Source organism: Massilia agrisoli, from assembly GCF_020831365.1.
In the GTDB taxonomy this organism is placed as follows: Bacteria; Pseudomonadota; Gammaproteobacteria; order Burkholderiales; family Burkholderiaceae_D; genus Telluria_A; species Telluria_A agrisoli.
In genome coordinates this window covers 1-20,630 of sequence record NZ_JAJHPV010000022.1, presented here as the reverse complement: position 1 = coordinate 20,630, position 20,630 = coordinate 1, and the positions used below count along the sequence as shown (strand labels likewise).

Genomic DNA, 20,630 nt, shown 5'->3' with positions numbered 1-20,630 from the left:
AAGGCGAAGCCGCATCCGCGTGCGTGCAAATCCGGGGCGTGGTCAGGACTGCGCGGCAATCGTCCTTAACGCCTGCTCGAACACTTCCGGCGGCTGTCCGCCAGAGATCAGGTGGCGTTCGTTGATAATGACCGCAGGCACCGAATTGATGCCAGCGCGCAGGTAATATTGTTCGCGCTCGCGCACGTCGGCAGCGTAGGTATCCGACGCCAGGATGCGCTCCGCTTCCGCCCGATCGAGCCCGACCTCCCCCGCCACCCGCGCCAGTACCGCATGGTCGCCCGGATTCTCGCCCTTGGTAAAGTAAGCCTCGAACAGCGCTGTCTTCAGCGCATACTCGCGCCCCTGCGTATCCGCCCAGTGCAGCAGGCGGTGCGCGTCGAAGGTGTTATAGATGCGGCTGCGCGCTTCCATATTGAAGTCGAAACCCAGTTCGGCCGCGCGCGAACGGATCATTTCGCGGGTTTTGGCGCCCTGTTCTTCCGTGGCCCCGTATTTCTGGGCCAGGTGCTCGCCGATGTCCTGCCCGCCCGGCGCCATGGCCGGGTTTAGTTCAAAGGGCTGGAAATGAATCTCGGCGCCAACCGCATCTTTCGCGCGGTCCAGCGCCTGTTCGAGCGACTTGAGCCCGATGACGCACCACGGGCACGAAATATCGGACACGAAATCGATTCTGATCTGCTTGCTCACACCGCACCGCCTTTCTTGAAATTACTTCCATTCTGGCATAGGCACAGCGGAGCAAGCGCGCATTACCCCGGCCTTACTTCTTCTTTGCCGATGCCTTCGCAGCGGCGCCGGACTTGCTGCCGATCCGGCTTTCCTTGCCAGCGAGCAGATTCGAAATGTTTTTGCTGTGACGGAACAGCAGCAGCGCGCTCATGGCGGCAACGGCGAACAGAATCTCGTCGGCGCCAAACAGCAGGCCGTAGTAGAACGGCGCGAACACCGCCGCGATCAGCGCGGCCAGCGAGGAGTAGCGGAAGGCGTAGGCCACGATCAGCCAGGTCGCCAGCGTCGCCAGTCCCAGCCACACGTTCAGTCCAAGCAGCACGCCCAGCGCGGTCGCGACGCCCTTGCCGCCCACAAAGCGGAAGAACACCGGCCACAGGTGGCCGATGAAGACGGCCAGCGCAACCAGCGCGATGCCAGTGTCGTCGATGCCGAAGCGGTCAGCCAGGCGCAGCGCCAGCCAGACCGCGAACCAGCCCTTGGCCGCGTCGCCGATCAGGGTGGCGATGGCGGCCTTCTTGTTGCCGCTGCGCAGAACGTTGGTGGCGCCCGGGTTGCCCGAGCCGTAAGTGCGCGGGTCGGACAGGCCGAACAGGCGGCTCATCACAACGGCAAACGAAACAGAGCCGATCAGGTAGGCGGCGATAACAAACAAAACTGTATTCATGGTGTCTCTCTTTTTATAGTCCGGGCTCAAGGCCGGGCGTGATTATATACAGTCGCTATTCCAAAGCACACTGGACCGGCTTTGCACCCAGCAACGCCACCACTGCCTGGGGATCGATGCCGACCAGGTAGCCGCGCCGCCCGCCATTGATATAGATCTTTTCCAGCGCCAGGATGCTTTCCTCGACATACACCGGCATCGCCTTCTTGGTGCCGAACGGCGAGGTGCCGCCGACCATGTAGCCGGTATGCCGTTGCGCCACCTCGGGCTTGCACGGCTCGACCGACTTGCACGGGATCGCGCGCGCCAGGTTCTTGGTCGAGACCTTGCAGTCGCCGTGCATCAGGACGATCAAGGGACGCGCCGCTTCGTCCTGCATCACCAGGGTCTTGACCACGTCATGCTCGGGCACGCCAAGTTCGCGCGACGACACCGCGGTGCCGCCGTGCTCCTCATAGTCGTACGGGTGTTCGGTGAAGGCAACCTGGTGTTTGCGCAGGAACTGGGTCGCCTGTGTTTCTGAAATATGCTCTTTGCGGGCCATGCGTGTTACGCTAAAGGTTCATTGAGGAGTCTTATTATGCAGCAAGAGATTCGCTTTGCCACCTTCAATGTTTTCAACCTCGCACCGCCCGGTGCGCGTTTGTATGACAACCTGCTGCCCTCGACGCCCGAGGAGTATGAGGCCAAGGTCGCATGGACCGCGCGCCAGGTCGACCTGCTCGATGCCGACGTGATCGGCTTCCAGGAGATCTTCTCGCAGGCTGCGCTGCGCGAGGCCTTGTCGCGCACGCATAAATACCGCAATGCGCACCACATCGGCTTCGACCCCGACCCGGCTGCCCCGCGCCTGACCCCCAGCGTGGCCCTGGTATCGCGCCTGCCGCTGGCCGGACCGGCCACGCCTTACCTGCTGTTCCCGCCCGGTATTGCCCTGCCGCCAGGCAGCCGTGATGCCGACCGCTTTACCCGCGCCGTGGTCCACGCGCCGATCGCCGTGTCGCCGGACTGCATCGTCGATGTGGTCGTGGTGCACCTGAAGTCGCGCAGGCCCGACTACCGCAACGGCGACACCGGCGAGGACGCCCAGGTGTACGCCATGGCCTGCCTGCGCTCACTGGTGCGGCGCGGCACCGAGGCGGTTGGCTTACGTGTGATGCTGAGCAACATGGCGAAGGCCAACAAGCGTCCGCGCGTGGTGCTGGGCGACTTCAACGATGTCGCCGATTCGGTCACGACGGCCATCGTGCAGGGGGTGGGCGCGCCGCTGGGCGACCGCATGTACGACGCCTACGACCTCCAGCGCAGCCAGGACCGGATGCGCCATGTCGGCTTCTCCAGCATGCATGACGGCCGCTACAGCACCATCGACCATATCTTGCTGTCGGAAGACTTCAATGGCGCCCTGCCGAACGCGATCGGCGAGGTTATCGAGGTGAACTACCTGAACGACCACCTGGTGCTGGCCTTGCCGGAGGCGTCCGACCACGGCCAGGTGCTGGCGCGCATCCGCCTGTTCGATGAAACCCACGGGCTTATCGATGCGGGCGTGTAAGGTCCGGGTCGGCTGACGCCCTGCCGGCGTAGAAGCCCTGGTACTCGTCGCAGCCGTGCCGTCGCAGGAAGTGCAATTGTTCTTCGGTCTCGACGCCTTCGGCGATCACGCGCAGCTTCAGCCCCCGCGCCACCGCGATGACGGCGGGGATGATTCCCGCATCGCCAGGGTCGCGCAAGATTTCGCCCACCAGGGTGCGGTCGATTTTCAGTTTTGACAGCGGAACCTGGCGCAGGAAGGACAGGTTCGAGCAGCCGCTGCCGAAATCGTCGATGGTCAGCTGGACGCCGCGCTGCCCCAGTGCGTGCACGGCGCCGATGGTCGCCTCGTCCGCGCTCATGATGACATCCTCGGTGATCTCGAGGTCAAGGTAGCGCGCTTCCAGCCCGGTGCGCGCCAGCACCCGGTCGACGCAAGCCAGCAGGTTGTTATGGAAGAATTGTGTGCTGGAAAGGTTAACGGCGACAGACACGGCATGGCCCGCGTCGCGCCAGCGCCTGGCCCGTGCGCATGCCTGCTGTAATACCCACTCGCCGATCGGCACGATCAGTCCGCTTGCTTCAGCCACTGGCAGGAATTCGTCCGGGCCAAGCAGGCCGCGTTCAGGGTGGCGCCAGCGCAGCAGCGCCTCGAGCCCCACCACCTTGCCGGATTCGACGCTGATCTCGGGCTGGTATTCGATGATGAATTCCTTGCCGGCCAGCGCCCGGCGCAGGTTGTTCTCCATCTGCACGCGCTGCACCACGTGGGCGTTCATTTCCGGGCTGAAGAAGCGGAACGCGTTGCGCCCGTCGTGCTTAGCGTGGTACATGGCCACGTCGGCATGCTGCATCAGCGTGTCGATGTCGGCCCCGTCCGCCGGATAGATGCTGATGCCGATCGACACGCTGACGCTCATTTGCTGTCCCGCCACATTGATGGGCTGGATGATGGAATGCATGATGGTCTGGGCCACGTGGGCGGCCTGGTCGACGCCGCCAATGTCGGCCAGCACCACGACAAATTCGTCGCCTCCCTGGCGGCTGACCGTGTCCACCCCGCGCACGCAGCGCATCAGGCGTGCCGCGGTTTCCTTCAGCACGTGGTCGCCGGCCTGGTGGCCGAAGCCGTCGTTGATGGCCTTGAAGCGGTCGAGGTCGATAAACATGACCGCCACCCTGGTGTGCTGGCGCCGCGCGGCGGCCAACGCCTGGCGCAGCCGGTCGAGCAACAGCACGCGGTTGGGCAGGTCGGTCAGGAAATCATGCTCGGCAAGGTGGCGGTTTTGCTCCTCCACGCGCTTGCGGTCGGTGATGTCGCACAGGATCGCCATGTAGTCGGCCAGTTCGGGGTTGCTGCTGCGGATCGCCGTCAACGCGACCCAGCAAGGAAACTCCTGGCCATCGCGGCGGCGGGTCCAGATTTCGCCTTCCCAGTGGTCATGCCGTTCGACGTATTCCCAGATCTCGTCGTAGAAGTCCTGGTCGTGCACGCCCGAGCGCAGGCTGGGCGCTTGGCGTCCCACCACGTCATCCGGCCCATAACCCATCAGTTGCGAGAAGGCCTGGTTGACGGCGATGACCGTATAGTTGCGGTCGAGCACCACGATGGCGTCGCGACAGTTTTCAAACACCTGCGCCGCCATCATCAGGGTGCGTTCGGACGCCTTGCGCACGGTAATGTCGCGGATGGTGGCGTACGCCATCGAAGCATGGTCGAGCATCAGCGGCGTGAGTTGGACCTCGCCCCAGAAGCCGCTGCCGTCGGGCAGCTTGTATTGCCATTCGTAACGTCCTTCCACATCGGCCAGCGATTGCGCGGCCTGCCCGGGCCGCTCGCCTGCGGCCAGCAACGGGGGCGCGAAGTCCGGCAAGGTGCGCCCGACCAGCTGTTGCTTGGAACTGCAGTGGAACAGCTGTAGCGCGGCCGGGTTGGCGTCGACCACCACGTTGTTCCGCAGCAGCACCATCGCATCGCCGGCCAGCGCGAACAGTTCCTGGAAACCGGGACTGTCCGGCAGCCCTGCCTCATGCGCCTTGCGCTCAGTAATGTCGACTTCCATACAGAACAGCTGCTGCGGCTCGCCATTGTGATGCACGGGAAAGTGGGTGGAATACATCCAGCGCGTGCTGCCGTCGCGCAGGCCGACCTCCCAGTCGCGCGCCTGCGGTTCGCCGGTTTCCCAGACCGACTCGAGCACGGAGGCAAATTCGGTTTCGCTGTGATGCGACGCCAGGCTCACCAGCGGCTTGCCCAGCGCCTCATTGACGCTGATACCGAACATTTCGGTGCAGCGGCGGTTCCAGAAGCGCACCACGCCATTGCGGTCGATGCTGTGGATGCCCACGGTCGGCGCCAGTTCGATCGCTGCAACGAAGCGGTACAGTACGTCGATGGCCTCGCGCCCGGGCCCATCCGGTTCGAGCTGTCGAGGCGTGGACTTTGGGCTGGCAATCACGGCACATCCTTTAATAAGCAGTGAGCGCACTAGTCGCGCACTTCAAAGCCCATTTTGCGGCACCGAAATCGCCCTGCGCTTGCGCACACGCAAAGCGGCGACCCTTGCACTTTCCGGCTTCCATCAAAACCGCCCGCGCCGACGTTTCGTCCCGTTTTTTTGCATTCCAGCGGATCGAAATCGCTTCCTGTCGCATTTCGTTGGCGCGCGAGGCCCGGCTTTTCTAGAGTGTCAACATGCGCGTGGAGCTCCATCCTGGTTTCCAGGGCGGAGCACATGCGCGACCGCTGCCGTTCAACCGAACACACAAGAAGAACGAATATGAAACTCGAAAACCTGCCTCCGGCCGCCCCTTCCATCAAGACTGTCAGCAAAAAACGCTGGCGCGCCCCCGTGATCGCCGTTGCCGCGCTCGCCATTGGCGGCGCCGGCTGGTATGCCATGCAGCCGCCCAAGCCCGCCGCCGCGCCGGTCGCGGCCAAAGCCGGGGCGAATGGCGAGCCGAAGGTCGACGTCTACGAGCTGTCGCCGCGCGACGTCGCCAGCATCGCCCAGGGCGAGCTGCGCATCAAGCTGCCGCTGTCAGGCTCGCTGACCCCGCTGGCCCAGGCCACCGTCAAGTCGAAGGTGTCGGGCGTGGTGACCGGCGCCACCATCGAAGAAGGCACCGCCGTCACCCGGGGCCAGGTACTGGCGCGGCTCGACCAGGCCGACCAGCGCGCGCGCGTCGCGCAGCAGCAGGCGGTGCTGGACGAAGCCAATGCCCGCCTCGACCTCGCCGTCAAGAACAACACCAACAGCGAGGCCCTGCTCAAGCAGAGCTTCATCTCGCAAAACTCATTCGACGCGACCTCCAACGCAGTGGCGCTGGCGCGCGCCAGCGTCAAGGCCGCCCAGGCCCAGCTTGACCTCGCGCGCAACGCCCTCAACGACACCGTGATCGTCGCGCCGATGTCCGGCGTGATCAGCAAGCGCCACGTGCAGGCCGGCGAAAAGCTCTCGCCCGACATGCCGGTGTTTTCGATTGTCGACCTGCGCCAGCTGACGCTCGAAGCGCAGGTGCCGGCCTCGGACATCCCGCAGGTGAAGGTAGGCCAGGAAGTCGCGTTCAGGGTCGATGGCTACCAGGACCGCAGCTTCAGCGGCAAGGTCGCGCGCATCAATCCGACCACCGAGGCAGGTTCGCGCTCGATGATGGTCTACATCAGCGTGGCCAACGCCGACGCCGCCCTGCGCGGCGGCATGTTCGCCAAGGGCAGCCTGACCACCACCAAGTCGGCGCCGTCGCCGCTGCTGCCGCTGGCCGCGCTGCGCAAAGAGAACAACCGCGACGTGGTCTACACGCTTGAAAACGGCAAGGTCGTGTCGACGCCGGTCACGCTGGGCCTGCGCAACGAAGACGACGGCATGGCCGAAGTCACCGGGGGCCTGGCGGCAGGCGCGCGCGTGCTGGTTGCGAAGCTCGATGGCGTCAAGCCGGGCAGCAAGGTCAAGGTCGACGCGCCCGCCACCAAGGCGGCCCTGGCAGCGGCCGCGGGCGCGAAAGGCTAAGCCATGTGGATCACTAAAACCAGTATCAAGAATCCGGTGTTCGCCACCATGGTGATGGTGGCGCTGGTCGTGCTCGGCCTGTTCTCGTACCGCAGCCTGGGTGTCGAAGCGATGCCGAACGTGGCGCTGCCGTTCGCATGGGTGGAAGTGGCTTATCCGGGCGCCTCGCCAGAGCAGGTCGAGAACGACATCACGCGCCAGCTCGAAGACACCATCAACACCGTCAGCGGCGTCAAGACCATCCGCAGCAATTCATGGGAAGGCCGCGCCGGCGTGTCGATCGAATTCAACCTGTCCACCGACATGGACAAGGCGATGATCGACATGCGCGACAAGATCGGCCGCGTGCGCCCTGCCTTCCCGAAGGAAGCGAAGGAACCGTTCATCGTGCGCGCCGAAGGCGACAACGAGCAGGCGGTGGTCGAGCTGAGCCTGATGTCCGACACCCGCAGCGTGCGCGACCTGTCGACGCTCACCGAGCAGGTCATCACCAAGCGCCTGCAGGGCGTGGCCGGCGTGGGCCAGGTGCGCGTCAACGGCAAGACCAACCGCCAGGTGCTGGTCAATTTGAAGCCCGAAGCGCTGTCGGCGCAAAACGTCGGCGTCGACGAAGTGCTGCGCGCGATCCAGGCCACCAACACCAACCTCCCGGCCGGTAACATCAGCTACGGCGCGGCCGAGCGGCTGGTGCGGGTCGAGGGCAAGATCAAGGATGCACGCGGCTTCAACAAGATCATCGTGGCGCGCCGCGCCAGCGGACCGGTCTACCTCGAGCAGGTGGCCGAGGTGGTCGACGGCGAGCAGGAAGAAATGTCGATCTCGCGCATCAACGGCGTGCGCGCCATTACGCTGGAAGTGACCAAGATCCAGGACGCCAACGTGGTCGAAGTGGGCACCGGCATCAAGCGAGCGGTCGAGAAAATGCAGAAGACCCTGCCGGCCGATATCAAGCTGGCCGTGCTGGAAGACCAGTCGCAGCGCGTGCAGAGCCAGCTCGACAACGTCAAGCGCACCATCATCGAAGGCGCGATCCTGACGATGCTGATCGTGTTCCTGTTCCTGCACTCGTGGCGCAGCACCGTCATCACCGGCCTGACCCTGCCGATCTCCGTGATGGCAAGCTTCATCGCGATGAAGTACTTCGGCTTCACGCTCAACTTCCTGACCCTGATGGCCCTGTCCCTGTGCATCGGCCTGCTGATCGACGACGCCATCGTGGTACGCGAGAACATCGTGCGCCACCACGACATGGGCAAGAACCACGTCGATGCGGCCAACGACGGCACCAACGAGATCGGCCTGGCCGTGATGGCCACCACCTTTGCGATCGTCGCCGTGTTCGTGCCGGTGGCTTTCATGGACGGCATCATCGGCCGCTTCTTCCTCCAGTTCGGCATTACCGTCGCGGTAGCGGTGCTGGTGTCGCTGTTCGTCTCGTTCACGCTCGACCCGATGCTGTCGTCGGTGTGGCGCGACCCGGTCAAGAACCGCTTCAAGTACGTGCCGTGGCTGGGCCACCTGATGGAAAAGGTCGAGCAAGGCATCACCCGCGTGCACGTCTGGTACGGACGCGTGCTGGAGCTTGCCCTGCGCTGGCGCAAGTCGACCCTGACCCTGGCGCTGGCCCTGTTCATCGGCAGCCTGGCCCTGATGCCGATGGTCGGTGGCGAGATGTTCCCGGAAACCGACAATGGCTACATCCAGCTGCGCTTCAAGACCCCGGTGGGTTCCAGCCTTGACTACACCAACGCCAAGGTGAACCAGGTCGAAGCGGCGCTTGGCGAATTCAAGGAAATCGACAAGGTGATCACCACGGTGGGCACCTGGGATGGCCGCAATACCGCGCAGGTCAACCTCAAGCTGACCGATGTGAAGAAAACCAAACGCCGTTCGCAGAAGGAACTGGAACAGCTGATCCGCGCCCGCCTGCAGCCGATCGCCGGCATCACGATGTCGGTCGGCCAGAAGCCGATCTTCATCGCGATCCTGGGCCAGGACGAGGCCAAGCTCGATGCGGCCGCCCATCGCCTGATGGACAAGATGCGCAAGATTAAGGGCGTGGTCGATATCGAATACAGCCAGGAAGGCGCGAACCCGGCGACCATCGTCAAGATCAACAACGAGCTGGCCAGCGACCTCGGGCTGTCGACCCAGCAGATTGGCCTGGCGCTGCGTCCCTTCGTCGCGGGTGACCAGATCAGCCGCTGGCTGGCGCCGGACGGCCAGAACTACGACGTCAACGTGCAGCTGCCGAAGTCGGGCCGCCAGAAGGTGTCCGACCTGGCCGACCTGTCGCTCGCCTCCAGCAAGCGCGACGCTGACGGCAACCCGGTCATGGTGCCACTGCGCCAGGTCGTCGAGTTCGTGCCGTCGACCAGCCCGCAAGTGCTCAAGCGCCAGGCGCTGGAACGCCGGGTGGCCGTGTACGCCGCCATTGAAGGCCGCCCGAACGGGGACGTCAACAGCGAAGTGAAGAAGGCGATGGATAGCATCGAACTGCCTGAAGGCGTGCGCTTCGACGTCGGCGGCGAGGCCGAGCAGATGGCCGAAACGCTGGGCGGCGCAGCCAAGGCGCTGGGCATTGCGATCATCTTCATCTACCTCGTGCTGGCCTCGCAGTTCGGCAGCTTCCTGCAGCCGATCGCCATCATGGTGTCGCTGCCGCTGTCGATGATCGGCGTGCTCATTGCGCTGCTGGTGACGGGCAGCACGCTGAACATCTTCTCGGTGATCGGTATCGTGATGCTGATGGGACTGGTGACGAAGAACGCGATCCTGCTGGTCGACTTTACCAACCACGGCCAGCGCCACGGCAAGAGCCAGCATGACGCGATCCTGGACGCAGGCCAGGTACGGCTGCGCCCGATCTTGATGACGACGCTGGCGATGATCTTCGGGATGCTGCCGATGGCGATCGGCATGGGTGACGGCGGCGAATCGCAGGCGCCGATGGGACGCGCGGTAATTGGCGGCGTGATCACGTCGACCTTGCTGACCCTGGTGGTGGTGCCGGTGGCGTATACCTACCTGGACAACCTCGGCAGGAAGGCGGCGCGCTGGTTCAAGGGCGCGCCGGATAGCGAAGAAGAACAGGCCGCGCTGGCCGAGGCGGCGTGACCGCCTAGCCATGATCGGTAGGGCGGATAAGCGCAAAGCGCAAAGGAGTATCCGCTTGCAAGCGAATACCGTTTCGCAGGCGAATCGCATGCGATTCGAAACCCCTGCTCCACCATCCGCCGATTCGTTCGCGTGACTACGAACAAAATCGGCGGATGCGCGCGACGCGCTTATCCGCCCTACGATGTAACAGCCCGGTATTAAGCCTGGCCTTGCTCTTCCTGCGTTTCCTCTGGCGTGTCGCCTTCTTCCGCGGCCTCTGGCTCGCCCCTGAGCTTGGCCTCTGCTTTTTTCCGGGCCTTTTCTTCAGCCTTTTTCTTCTTCTCTAATTCCCGCTGCCGTTTCTCATACGAGAAATTGGTCTTAGCCATGCGTCACCTCTCAGGTTAATGGGATAGTAAACACTGCCCCCCGTTGCCATTATGACGCAGTTATGCGGAAGGCATTTGAATTAACCACGTGGATGATGCTCTGCGTGCAGCTGTTTCAGCCGTTCGCGCGCAACGTGGGTGTAGATTTGCGTTGTGGAAATATCTGAGTGGCCAAGCAAGAGCTGCACCACCCGCAGGTCGGCGCCATGGTTGAGCAGGTGGGTGGCGAAGGCGTGGCGCAGCGTGTGCGGCGACAAGGGCGCCGTGATGCCAGCCCTGGCCGCGTGCTTCTTGATCACCACCCAGAACATCTGGCGCGTCATCGGCCCGCCGCGCGCGGTGACGAACAAGGCGTCGTCGACCTGGCCGTCCAGGATCACCCCGCGCGCCTCGCTGACATAGCGTTCGATCCAGCGCCGCGCTTCCTGGCCAAACGGCACCAGCCGCGTCTTGCTGCCCTTGCCGGTGATGCGCAGCACGCCGTCGTTCAGGCTCAGCTCGACCAGTTTGAGGGCTACCAGTTCCGATACCCTCAGCCCGCTGGCGTACATCAGCTCCAGCATGGTGCGTTCGCGCAGGCCCAGCGGCGTGCTGACATCGGGCGCGCCCAGCAGCGCCTCTACCTGCGCCTCGCTCAGGGTGTGCACAAACCGGGTCGGCTGTTTGGCCGAGGCCATGTGCAGGCAGGGATCGCCGTTCACCTGCTTGTTACGCAGCGCCAGCTGGTAAAAGCGCTTGAGCACCGACAGGCGACGGTTTGCCGAACTGGGCTTCGACTCCGCGTGGCGGTCGGCGAAATACGCGGCGAGGTCATGCGGTTGGACCGCATACAGCGAGTCGTTGCCGGGACGCTTGACCTCCAGCCAGCGCGCGAACAGGCGCATGTCGCGCCGGTACGCCTCAAGCGAATTCTTGGCCAGCCCCTGTTCCAGCCAGAGGTTGTCGCAGAACTCGTCGATCAGGGCCAGATTGCTTGCTGTTGCCATGGAGAATCAGTGACGCCTTCATGGCGGAGCAGCCAGCGCTTGACGCTCAGGTGGAAGCCGTTTTCGTCATCGTGGTTGGAGAAGCCGCCGAGGCCGCCAGCCGCGGTTACGCGGTGGCAAGGGATGATCAGCGGGAACCAGTTGGCGCCGCATGCCTGGCCGACGGCGCGCGGGGCCGAGCCGATGTGCTTGGCGATCTGCCCGTAGGTGCGCACGGTGCCGCGCGGAATCGATGAAATCGCGCCCCATACCTTTTGCTGGAATGCGCTGCCCGCGGCGGTCAGGGGCAGGTCAAACTGGAAGTCGGGGTCGGCGAGGTAGCGCTGCACCTGGGTGGAAGCCTCGTCGGCCAGCGCGTCGGTAGCGTCCTTCTCATGGAAGTGCGGCGGCAAATACACCAGCTCGCGGATGACGCCGGCGTCGGTGCGGATACCGATCGCGCCGAACGGCGCTGCGACGATGGCGCTGAAGATGTCACTGCCTTGCTGTGGTTTCATGCCCGCAGTTTAGCGCAGCGGCGGGGCGCAAGCCAAAAAAAACGCTATGTCACCGTTAAGTGTGGAAGCGCTACACCCTCGTCGTTCCCGCGCACGCGGGAACCCATACTGAAGACGATCAGTAATAAACCGATTCGACCTCCAGCGCATACATAGTATGGGTTCCCGCTTTCGCGGGAAGTCGGGTCCGCCAGTGGCGGGCACGACGTGCTCAATTCCATACCTAACGGTGACATAGCCAAAAAAAACGCACCCCACGGGGTGCGCTTCAAATTTGGTCACGTTTCCGGCTGTCGGTCATGCCAACGGCATTCTGTAAAACGCGCGTCTCCTCGATATATCTCCGGTATGGACTACCGTGCTTTTATCTACTACTCCCCAAATCGAATCCTTGTGCCCCCATCTGCATGGGTGGCTAATGTCGGAGGCAATAATAGCCTATCTGGAATCCCAGGTTGTGGCTTTTTGTACACTTGCGGAATTTTTCATTTAGTCGTAAAGGACTTATTTTGCCGCCCGGGTAATCGCCTCGATCAGGTCCTTGCCGATGCGGTTTTCCATCTGCTTATGAACAGGCAGCAGCGCCTTGCGCCATGCGGCCTGCTCCTGCGGGCTCAGGCTGTGCACCACCGTTTTGCCGGCCCGCCTGATCGCCTCCATCGCCAGGTCGTTGTCGCGCTGCGAGATCTGCTTTTCGTAGGCGGTGGCTTCACGCATCGCCTGTTCCAGCGAACGCCGCACGTCCGACGGCAGGCCGTCCCAGAACTTTTTGTTCACGATCACCGCATAGCCCAGGTAGCCGTGGTTCGACAGCGTGACGTGCTTCTGCACCTCGTGCATCCGCTGCGTGAACATGTTCGACGGCGGGTTTTCGGTGCCGTCCACCACGCCAATGCGCAGCGCCTGGTACACCTCGGAGAACGCCAGCACCTGCGGGTAAGCCCCAAGCGCGCGCATCTGCGCGTCGAGCACCTTGGACGACTGGATGCGCATCTTCAGGCCACGGAAATCGGCGGGCATGCGCAAGGGCTTATTGGCCGACATCACCTTGAAGCCGTTGTCCCAGTACGCCAGCCCGGCAATCCCCTTCGGTTCGAGCTTCTTCAGCAGCGCCCTGCCGATCGGGCCTTCGGTCACCTTGTACAGCGCCGCCTTCGACGGGAAGATGTAAGGCAGGTCGAAGGCTTCAAATTCCTTGACGCCCAGCGGGCCGAACTTGGCCAGCGACGGCGCCAGCATCTGCACCGCGCCAAGCTGCAGCGCTTCGAGTTCTTCCTTGTCCTTGTACAGCTGGCTGTCCGGGTACACCTCGACCTTGACGCGGCCCTTGCTGTATTTTGCCGCCAGCATGCCAAAGCGCTCCGCCGCCTGCCCTTTGGGCGTGTCCGGCGCAACCACGTGGCTGAACTTGATGACGATGGGCGCAGCAGCCCACGCGTTGAAGCTCACCGCGGCGGCCAGCACGGCCAGCATGGCTTTCAGCTGCATCATGTCTCCTCAAACGGTGGAACTCCACACTATCCCCCATTCTGCACTGCTATTATGGAAAACCACAATAGCCTGTCACGCCGGAACCATTCACAGTACAGCATGGATACCCTGCTCCCCCCTTCCCGCCTCCAGCTTGCCGGCCCGCTGCGCTGGGCACTGCCGGTCACGCTGGTATTGCTGTTCCTCGCCGTGCTGCTGTGGCTTCCGTGGCAGGCGCGCCAGATGGAGAGCAACGAACGGCAGGAGCAGCTGATTGCCGACACGCTGTGGGTCGAGCAGGCGATCCGCTTCGAGCTGGACCGCAATGCCGAGAGCCTGGAAAACCTGGGCGCCGAAATCGCCGTTGGCGGCATCGAGCCCGCGGCAGTCCAGGCGCGCCTGGACCAGATGCGCAAGGTGGCGCGCGAGCTGACGCGGGTGGCCTGGCTTGACGAGGCCGGCCAGGTACGCGCTTCGTCGGGCACGCCGGTGGCCACCACGCCGGCCTCGCGCGAGGCGGCGCTGCTGGCGCACCAGACCGGCAATGGGCGCTACAGCCGGCCGGCCAGCGCCGGCGGGGCCGGCGCGCAAATGGACTACCACCTGCCCATCACGCGCGACGGCTTCCACGCCGGCAGCCTGGTCGTCAGCTATGACCTCGACGCCCTGCTGGACGAAACGGTGCCCTGGTGGTTCGCGCAGGACAACGCGGTTGCCCTGCTCGACGCCGACGACAAGGTGGTGGCGCGGCGCGAGTCGGCCGGCCCGGGGCGCGGCGTCTACACGCACAATCGCCCGCTTGACCTGAACGGCGCCGAACTGCTGCTGGCCACGAACAGCGTCAAGGCGGCCCCGCGCCTGCTGCCCAACCTGCTGGTCGGCTCGGTCGTGCTGCTGGCGCTTGGCCTGCTGGCCAGCCTGGCCGCGCTGTGGCGCGACGTCACGCGCCGCCTCGCCGCCGAAGGCGCACTGCGCCAGCAGATGGCGTTTCGCACCGCGATGGAAAATTCGATGGTCACCGGCCTGCGCGCGCGCGACCTCGAAGGCCGCATCACCTACGTCAACCCGGCGTTCTGCCGCATGGTCGGGCTGACCGAAGCGGAACTGGTCGGCCGCGCGCCGCCGATGCCTTACTGGGCGCCGGAAGTCATCGGCGAATACCAGCAGCGCTTTGCGGAAGTCTTGTCGGGTAACGTGACGCCGCAGTTCGAAACCGTGTTCCAGCGCGCGGACGGGCAACGCATCCCGGTGCTGATTTTCGAAGCGCCGCTGATCGGCGCCGACGGCCAGCACACCGGCTGGATGGGATCGATCCTCGACATCTCCGAACGCAAGCACGCCGAAGAACTGCACCGCCAGCAGCAGGAAAAGCTGCAGGCCAGCTCGCGCCTGGCGACGATGGGCGAAATCTCGTCGATGCTGGCGCATGAACTGAACCAGCCGCTGGCGGCCATTTCCAGTTACACCTCCGGTGCGCTGAACATGCTGTCCGGCGACGGCGGCAAGCCGGTCGACGCCGACACCTTGCGCCCGGCGCTGGAGCAGGCAGGCCTGCAGGCGCAGCGCGCCGGCCAGATCATCCGCAGCGTCCACCAGTTCGTAAAAAAGCGCGACCCGGTGCGCCAGCTGGTCGAGATTCCCGCCGTGATCGAGGGCGTGCGCGAGCTGATGGAGCTGCAGGCGCGCAGGTTCTACGTGGCGGTCCAGATCCACGCCGACCCTGCGCTGCCGCCGGTGCGTGCCGACCGCATGATGCTCGAACAGGTGCTGCTGAACCTGACCCGCAACGGCGTCGAGGCGATGCAGGACATCGCACCCGAGCGGCGCATCCTGCGCATCGAGGCGCGCGCGGCGAACGGCCGGGTCGAGGTATCGGTGATCGACAACGGCCACGGCATCCCGGACGACGTCAACGCGCGCCTGTATTCGCCATTCTTCACGACCAAGGCCGAAGGCATGGGAATGGGACTGTCGATCTGCCGCACCGCGATCGAATTCCACGGCGGCACCTTGAACCACCGGCCCAACCCGGGCGGCGGGACAGTGTTCACGTTTTCGTTGCCGGCCGAGGTGGGCGTGGCCTAAGATGCTGGCAGCGGCACATTGAAATAATACGGAGACTTCCATGTTGCACATCGTTGACGACGAAGACGTCATTCGCGACTCGCTCGCCTGGCTTGCCCGCTCGCGCGGCATCGAAGCATGCGGCTATGCGACGGCGCAGGCCTTCCTCGAGAGCGCCGGCGCGCGCTTTGCGCCCGAAGGCGACTGCGTGCTGCTGGACGTGCGCATGCCGGACATGAACGGCGTCGCGGTGTTTGACCAGCTCGGCGCGCGCGGACTGACGGCGCGCATGCCGGTGATCTTCCTGACCGGCCATGGCGACGTGCCGATGGCGGTCGACAGCCTGAAGCGCGGCGCCTTCGACTTTGTCGAAAAGCCCTTCAACGACAACCAGCTGATGGACCGCGTACAGGAAGCGCTGGCAGCATCGCGCCACGCGGGCGAGGCGGCGCAGGTGCAGGCGCGGCTGGCGGCATTGTCGGCGCGCGAGCGCGAAGTGCTGGAAAAGATTTTGGCAGGAAAAATGAACAAGGTCGTGGCCGACGAGCTGGGTATCAGCATGCGCACGGTGGAAGTGCACCGTGCAAATATTTTCGAGAAGATGCAGGTGAAAACGGCTGTGGAACTGGCCGGCTTGCTGAAATAAGCGCCCCCGTCATTCCCGCCTCTCCCGTCATTCCCGCCTCTCCCGTCATTCCCGCCTCTCCCGTCATTCCCGCGAATGCGGGAATCCATACGGCAACCGCACTCACCCTCAACATGGATTGATGTTGGCCACAGCCCCGAATCGTGCGCAGCCTGATTGCTGATACCATCGTTGAGGCGGACTCGGGACCACATGTCCGCAATACATGTCAACCATAAATGGCTATTCAGATGAGTGAAAAAACTATTGCGGACAAGATGTATTTGAAGAACGCCAAATCGCTGGCGATTCTTAACGGCATAGCGCATCCACGCGTGGTCGAGCAGTTGCCACAGTCCCTGATTGTCGAAGGCGACACCCCGGCCGACGTGGTGCTGTTGTTCGCGCTGAACCGGGACCAACTGGAAAAGTTCCTCCCGGAAGCCCTCGCCCGCCTCGGCGAAAAGGGTTCGCTGTGGATTGCCTATCTGAAGCAAACCGCCTCAAAAGCCACCGACATCAACCGCGACAGCATCAACGCTTACGCCAAGGAAAATGGGGTCACCGGCGTGGCGATGATTTCAATGGACAGCGACTGGTCCGCCCTGCGCCTGAAACGCCTCTGAGCTCAGGCGTGGCGCGCCAGCGCCCACGCCACATGTTCGCGCACCATTTCCGAAGGATGCTCCGCGCGTGAGCGCAAGGCGGCCACGATGGCCGCATCGCCGCGTGCGCCGTCGGCTGCATTGCCCAGCCCCACAGCGATATTGCGCAGCCAGCGCTCATGGCCGATGCGCCGGATCGGGCTGCCTTCGAGGCGGCGGTTGAACTCCTCTTCTGTCCAGGCGAACAGCTCGACCATGCTGGCACTGCCCAGGCCGTTGCGCTCGTCGAAATCCGGCACCGTCGCGCGCTGCGCGAACTTATTCCACGGACACACGGTCTGGCAGTCGTCGCAGCCATACACGCGGTTGCCGATCAGCGGCCGCAGCTCTTCCGGGATGCTGCTCTTGAGTTCAATGGTCAGGTAGGAGATGCAGCGCCGCGCATCCAGCTTGCCCGGGCCGAGGATGGCGCCGGTCGGGCATACGTCGATGCAGGCCTGGCACTGCCCGCAATGGGCGCTGGCAGGCGGATCGACCGGCAGCGGCAGGTCGACCAGTATCTCGCCGAGGAAATACATCGAGCCGGCCTCGCGGTTCAGCATCAAGGTGTGCTTGCCGCGCCAGCCCAAACCGGCCTTTTCCGCCAGCGGCAGTTCCATCACCGGGGCCGAGTCGGTAAATACGCGGTAGCCATATTCGCCGATGGCCGCCGTCACGCGGTCGGCCAGCTGCTGCAGGCGGCTGCGGATGACCTTGTGATAATCGCGGCCGCGTGCATACATCGAGATGACGGCCGTGTGCGGATCGCGCAGCCGCGCGGTCTCGGCTTCGCGCCAGTTGGCGGGGGTGGTTTGCGGCAGGTAATCCATGCGCGCGCAGATCGCGCGCACCGTGCCAGGCACCAGTTCGGCCGGACGCGCGCGCTTCATGCCGTGGCTTGCCATATAATCCATCTCGCCATGGCGGCCTTCGTCGAGCCAGGCCTGCAAGCCCGCTTCGGCATGCGACAGGTCGACGTCGGCAATGCGCACATCGGCAAAGCCAAGTTCCGCGCCCCATTCTTTGATGGCGCGCGCAAGTTGCTGGAGGTCGGGTTGTGAGTGTTGCATGCTCGGCAGGATTAAAATAGCGCCAGCCGGATCAGGCAGGACTTAACCTCACATTCTATTCGATGCAGCATTTGAAGACCCATCTCCCCGACGAATCAGCCACCGCGGCGCTTGGCGCGGCCCTCGCGCGCGCCATCGCGCCCGGCCTCGTCATCCACCTGCACGGCGACCTCGGCGCCGGCAAGACGGCGCTCACCCGCGCGCTGCTGCACGCCGCCGGCCATGTCGGCCCCGTGCGCAGCCCGACCTACACGCTGTCCGAGCCCTACCGCATCGAACTGGGCGGCGCGGCCGTCAACGTGGTTCACTTCGACCTGTACCGCATGTCGAGCCCGGAGGAATTCCTCGACGCCGGGTTCCGGGAAGATTTCAATGGTCATAACATTTGTATCGTCGAATGGCCGGAGAAAGCCGAGCCGGTGTTGCCTGCGCCCGACTTGAATGTGTCCTTAAGTGTTTCCGGGCAAGGTCGTGATGTAGAATTGCAAGCGTTGTCCCCCTTGGGCCTGTTATGCCTCGACCGCCTCGAACTCCCCCGCTCCCGGTGACCACGAAACCGGTCAACCGCCGTACGATCCTCAAAGCCGGCGGCACGCTGCTGCTGTCGGTACTATCGCCCCTGCCGGCCGCGGCGGCGCAGATCCTCGCGGTACGCGTCTGGCCCGCCGCCGACTACACCCGCGTCACGCTGGAGAACGACAGCGACCTGAAGGCAAGCCACTTTATCGTGCCCGACCCGGACCGGCTGGTGGTCGACATCGAGGGCCTGATCCTGGACCCGACCCTGAAAAGCCTGGTCGCGAAAATCGAATCGGAAGACCCGTACATACGGCAGGTGCGCGTGGGCCAGAACCGGCCCAACGTGGTGCGGCTGGTGTTCGACCTGAAGGAAGAAATCAAGCCGCAGGTGTTTACGCTGGAGCCGGTGGGCGCGTACAAGCACCGCCTGATCTTCGACCTGTACCCGGTCGCGCCGGTGGACCCGATCGCCCAGATGATCGAAAAAGGCGAATGGATGCGCGACGACCTCGCGCCAGCGGGCCGGCCAGAACTGCCCGCCGCGGCAGCGCCAGCCGACCCGCTCGCAAAGCAGAAATCCGAGATGCCGGCAATGGCGGTGGTGACACCGGAAGTGGTCGCCCCGGTCAAGCCGGCGGCGCCGCGGGCGGTGAAGCCCGAGGTGGTGCGCATGGTGACGATCGCGCTCGACCCCGGCCATGGCGGTGAAGACCCGGGCGCCATCGGCTCGGCCGGCACGCGCGAAAAAGACATCGTGCTGGCGATCGCCAAGCGCCTCAAGTTCAAGATCGAGGAACAGCCGAACATGCGCGTGATGCTCACCCGCGACGGCGACTACTTCGTCCCGCTCGGCACCCGCGTTGAAAAAGCGCGCAAGGTGCAGGCGGACCTGTTTGTCTCGATCCACGCGGACGCGTTCATGAAGCCGAGCGCGCGCGGCTCCTCGGTGTTCGTGCTGTCCGAAAAGGGCGCCACCTCCAGCGCGGCGCGCTGGCTGGCGAACAAGGAGAACCTGGCCGACTCGATCGGCGGCGTCAACATGAAGACGCATGACCGCCATCTGGCCAGCGTGCTGCTCGACCTGTCGACGACCGCCCAGATCAACGACAGCATGAAGCTTGGCAAAGCGGTACTGAGCGAAATCGGCGGCTTCGCGCGCCTGCACAAGGCGTCGGTGGAACAGGCCGGATTTGCGGTGCTCAAGGCGCCGGATATTCCGTCGATCCTGATCGAGACGGCCTTTATCTCGAACCCGGAAGAAGAAGCCAAGCTGCGCGACAACGGCTACCAGGACCAAATCGCGTCGGCAATCATGAAGGGCATCAAAAACTACTTCGCCAAGAATCCGCCGATGGCAAAAAGCCGGATCAGCTAAAGGGAGCGCACATGACGGCAATTTCGATGGTCGATTACGGCGCACTGCCGGCAGTGCGGATCGAAGGCCCCGGCGGCGCGGCGGTGATCGTGACGCTGTATGGCGCGCACCTGGTTTCGTGGAAGACCGCCGACGGCCAGGAGCGCATTTTCTGCAGCGCCAGGTCGTCGCTGGACGGCAGCCGTGCAATCCGCGGCGGCGTACCGGTTATCTTCCCGCAGTTTGCGGCGCGCGGCACTGGCATGCGCCACGGTTTCGCGCGCGTCAGCACGTGGCGGCTGGTCGGCAGCGGTGACGGCTTCGCGGAATTTTCGCTGGCTGAAGGGGACCTCGCGCCGGCCATCGCCGCGGCCTGGCCCTATTCATTCGCGCTGGCGCTGCGGATCGAAGTGCTCGCTGATGAACTGCGCTTCTCGCTGGAGGTGCGCAACCCTGGCGCACAGGCTTTCCCCTTCGCGGCCGCGCTGCACACCTACTTCATGGTCGACCGGATCGCCAATGCCGCCATCGACGGCGTGCAGGATGGCGAGATGATCATCACCGACAAATACGACCATATCCACTTCGGCATTACCGAAGCGATCGTCCTGCGGTCCGGGATGGGGGCCTTGAAGCTGGAGCAGCAGGGTTTCCCGGATGCCGTGGTGTGGAATCCGGGCGCGGCCGATTCGGCGGCGCTGGCCGATATGGAGGGGGACGAGTACCAGCACTTTGTGTGCATCGAGCCTGCGCTGGTCGAGCCCATCGAGCTGGAAGCCGGCGGCATCTGGACCGGGCAACACCAGGTCAGCGTCATCGCTGCCTGAAGCGCTGGAACGGCGGATGCGCGCTGCGCGCTTATCCGCCCTTGTATCTTGTTCGAGTTAGTGGTTAGCTACTACTAACTGAGGTGAGGACCAGCTTGGATCCGCCCTGAAGGCTTGACCTTGCAATGTAGATGAAGCCCTTCA

The 20,630-nt window shown here is 64.2% G+C and carries 18 protein-coding genes; 9 read left to right on the top strand and 9 right to left on the bottom strand.

Annotated elements, in window-relative coordinates:
- Window positions 1-42: 42 nt before the first annotated feature.
- The 3 genes from LMJ30_RS21070 to ybaK form a co-directional block, all read right to left on the bottom strand.
- Complete coding sequence (locus LMJ30_RS21070) at window positions 43-690, bottom strand: DsbA family oxidoreductase (protein WP_229434549.1); 648 nt, start codon at window positions 688-690, stop codon at window positions 43-45.
- Between the two features lie 73 nt (window positions 691-763).
- Window positions 764-1,399, bottom strand: coding sequence for a glycerol-3-phosphate 1-O-acyltransferase PlsY (gene plsY / locus LMJ30_RS21065; RefSeq protein ID WP_229434548.1), 636 nt, complete (start codon window positions 1,397-1,399; stop codon window positions 764-766).
- 55 nt (window positions 1,400-1,454) lie between these two features.
- Window positions 1,455-1,943, bottom strand: a complete 489-nt coding sequence (ybaK, locus tag LMJ30_RS21060) for a Cys-tRNA(Pro) deacylase (RefSeq protein ID WP_229434547.1) — start codon at window positions 1,941-1,943, stop codon at window positions 1,455-1,457.
- Between the two features lie 36 nt (window positions 1,944-1,979).
- Between ybaK and LMJ30_RS21055 the strand changes: the two genes are divergently transcribed.
- The gene (locus LMJ30_RS21055) at window positions 1,980-2,954 is read left to right on the top strand and encodes an endonuclease/exonuclease/phosphatase family protein (protein ID WP_229434546.1); all 975 of its coding nucleotides are present in this window, start codon (window positions 1,980-1,982) and stop codon (window positions 2,952-2,954) included.
- Here LMJ30_RS21055 and LMJ30_RS21050 read toward each other — a convergent pair.
- Window positions 2,935-5,391, bottom strand: a complete 2,457-nt coding sequence (locus tag LMJ30_RS21050; RefSeq protein ID WP_229434545.1) for a sensor domain-containing protein — start codon at window positions 5,389-5,391, stop codon at window positions 2,935-2,937. The two genes, LMJ30_RS21055 and LMJ30_RS21050, sit on opposite strands and share 20 nt — an antisense overlap.
- Window positions 5,392-5,712: 321 nt before the next feature.
- Here LMJ30_RS21050 and LMJ30_RS21045 point away from each other — a divergent pair, with 321 nt between their 5' ends.
- Window positions 5,713-6,942, top strand: a complete 1,230-nt coding sequence (locus tag LMJ30_RS21045; protein WP_229434544.1) for an efflux RND transporter periplasmic adaptor subunit — start codon at window positions 5,713-5,715, stop codon at window positions 6,940-6,942.
- A 3-nt stretch (window positions 6,943-6,945) separates the two neighbouring features.
- Window positions 6,946-10,059, top strand: coding sequence for an efflux RND transporter permease subunit (locus LMJ30_RS21040; protein ID WP_229434543.1), 3,114 nt, complete (start codon window positions 6,946-6,948; stop codon window positions 10,057-10,059).
- Window positions 10,060-10,259: 200 nt separating this feature from the next.
- On the opposite strand, the gene LMJ30_RS21035 is transcribed toward LMJ30_RS21040, so the two are convergent.
- The 4 genes from LMJ30_RS21035 to LMJ30_RS21020 all read right to left on the bottom strand — a co-directional run bounded on the left by LMJ30_RS21035 (window position 10,260) and on the right by LMJ30_RS21020 (window position 13,401).
- Entirely contained in the window at window positions 10,260-10,430 is a 171-nt protein-coding gene (locus tag LMJ30_RS21035) for a hypothetical protein (RefSeq protein WP_229434542.1), read from the bottom strand.
- 80 nt (window positions 10,431-10,510) lie between these two features.
- Window positions 10,511-11,416, bottom strand: coding sequence for a site-specific tyrosine recombinase XerD (gene xerD, locus LMJ30_RS21030; protein WP_229434541.1), 906 nt, complete (start codon window positions 11,414-11,416; stop codon window positions 10,511-10,513).
- The gene (locus LMJ30_RS21025; protein WP_229434540.1) at window positions 11,389-11,913 is read right to left on the bottom strand and encodes a methylated-DNA--[protein]-cysteine S-methyltransferase; all 525 of its coding nucleotides are present in this window, start codon (window positions 11,911-11,913) and stop codon (window positions 11,389-11,391) included. Before LMJ30_RS21025 ends, xerD begins: the two co-directional genes overlap by 28 nt.
- Window positions 11,914-12,417: 504 nt before the next feature.
- On the bottom strand, window positions 12,418-13,401 hold the full coding sequence (locus LMJ30_RS21020; protein ID WP_229434618.1) for a TRAP transporter substrate-binding protein: 984 nt from the start codon (window positions 13,399-13,401) through the stop codon (window positions 12,418-12,420).
- 102 nt (window positions 13,402-13,503) lie between these two features.
- Here LMJ30_RS21020 and LMJ30_RS21015 point away from each other — a divergent pair, with 102 nt between their 5' ends.
- The 3 genes from LMJ30_RS21015 to LMJ30_RS21005 all read left to right on the top strand — a co-directional run bounded on the left by LMJ30_RS21015 (window position 13,504) and on the right by LMJ30_RS21005 (window position 16,698).
- Window positions 13,504-15,468 (top strand): sensor histidine kinase, encoded by a 1,965-nt coding sequence (locus LMJ30_RS21015; RefSeq protein WP_229434539.1) that lies wholly within the window; start codon window positions 13,504-13,506, stop codon window positions 15,466-15,468.
- Window positions 15,469-15,508: 40 nt separating this feature from the next.
- Complete coding sequence (locus tag LMJ30_RS21010) at window positions 15,509-16,093, top strand: response regulator transcription factor (RefSeq protein ID WP_229434538.1); 585 nt, start codon at window positions 15,509-15,511, stop codon at window positions 16,091-16,093.
- Window positions 16,094-16,311: 218 nt separating this feature from the next.
- The gene (locus tag LMJ30_RS21005) at window positions 16,312-16,698 is read left to right on the top strand and encodes a DUF3052 family protein (RefSeq protein WP_229434537.1); all 387 of its coding nucleotides are present in this window, start codon (window positions 16,312-16,314) and stop codon (window positions 16,696-16,698) included.
- Window positions 16,699-16,700: 2 nt separating this feature from the next.
- Here the strand turns inward: LMJ30_RS21005 and queG are convergent, their stop codons facing one another.
- A complete protein-coding gene (gene queG / locus LMJ30_RS21000) occupies window positions 16,701-17,786 on the bottom strand; it encodes a tRNA epoxyqueuosine(34) reductase QueG (RefSeq protein ID WP_229434536.1) in 1,086 nt (361 codons plus the stop codon).
- A 62-nt stretch (window positions 17,787-17,848) separates the two neighbouring features.
- On the opposite strand from queG, the gene tsaE reads away from it, so the two are divergent.
- From tsaE to LMJ30_RS20985, 3 genes are read left to right on the top strand one after another with little or no spacing between them, the layout of a single operon-like run.
- A complete protein-coding gene (tsaE, locus tag LMJ30_RS20995) occupies window positions 17,849-18,334 on the top strand; it encodes a tRNA (adenosine(37)-N6)-threonylcarbamoyltransferase complex ATPase subunit type 1 TsaE (protein WP_229434535.1) in 486 nt (161 codons plus the stop codon).
- Window positions 18,298-19,680, top strand: coding sequence for an N-acetylmuramoyl-L-alanine amidase (locus LMJ30_RS20990; protein ID WP_229434534.1), 1,383 nt, complete (start codon window positions 18,298-18,300; stop codon window positions 19,678-19,680). The genes tsaE and LMJ30_RS20990 overlap by 37 nt, the downstream gene beginning before the upstream one ends.
- Before the next feature lie 11 nt (window positions 19,681-19,691).
- Window positions 19,692-20,486 (top strand): D-hexose-6-phosphate mutarotase, encoded by a 795-nt coding sequence (locus LMJ30_RS20985; protein WP_229434533.1) that lies wholly within the window; start codon window positions 19,692-19,694, stop codon window positions 20,484-20,486.
- The last annotated feature ends 144 nt before the right edge of the window (window positions 20,487-20,630 follow it).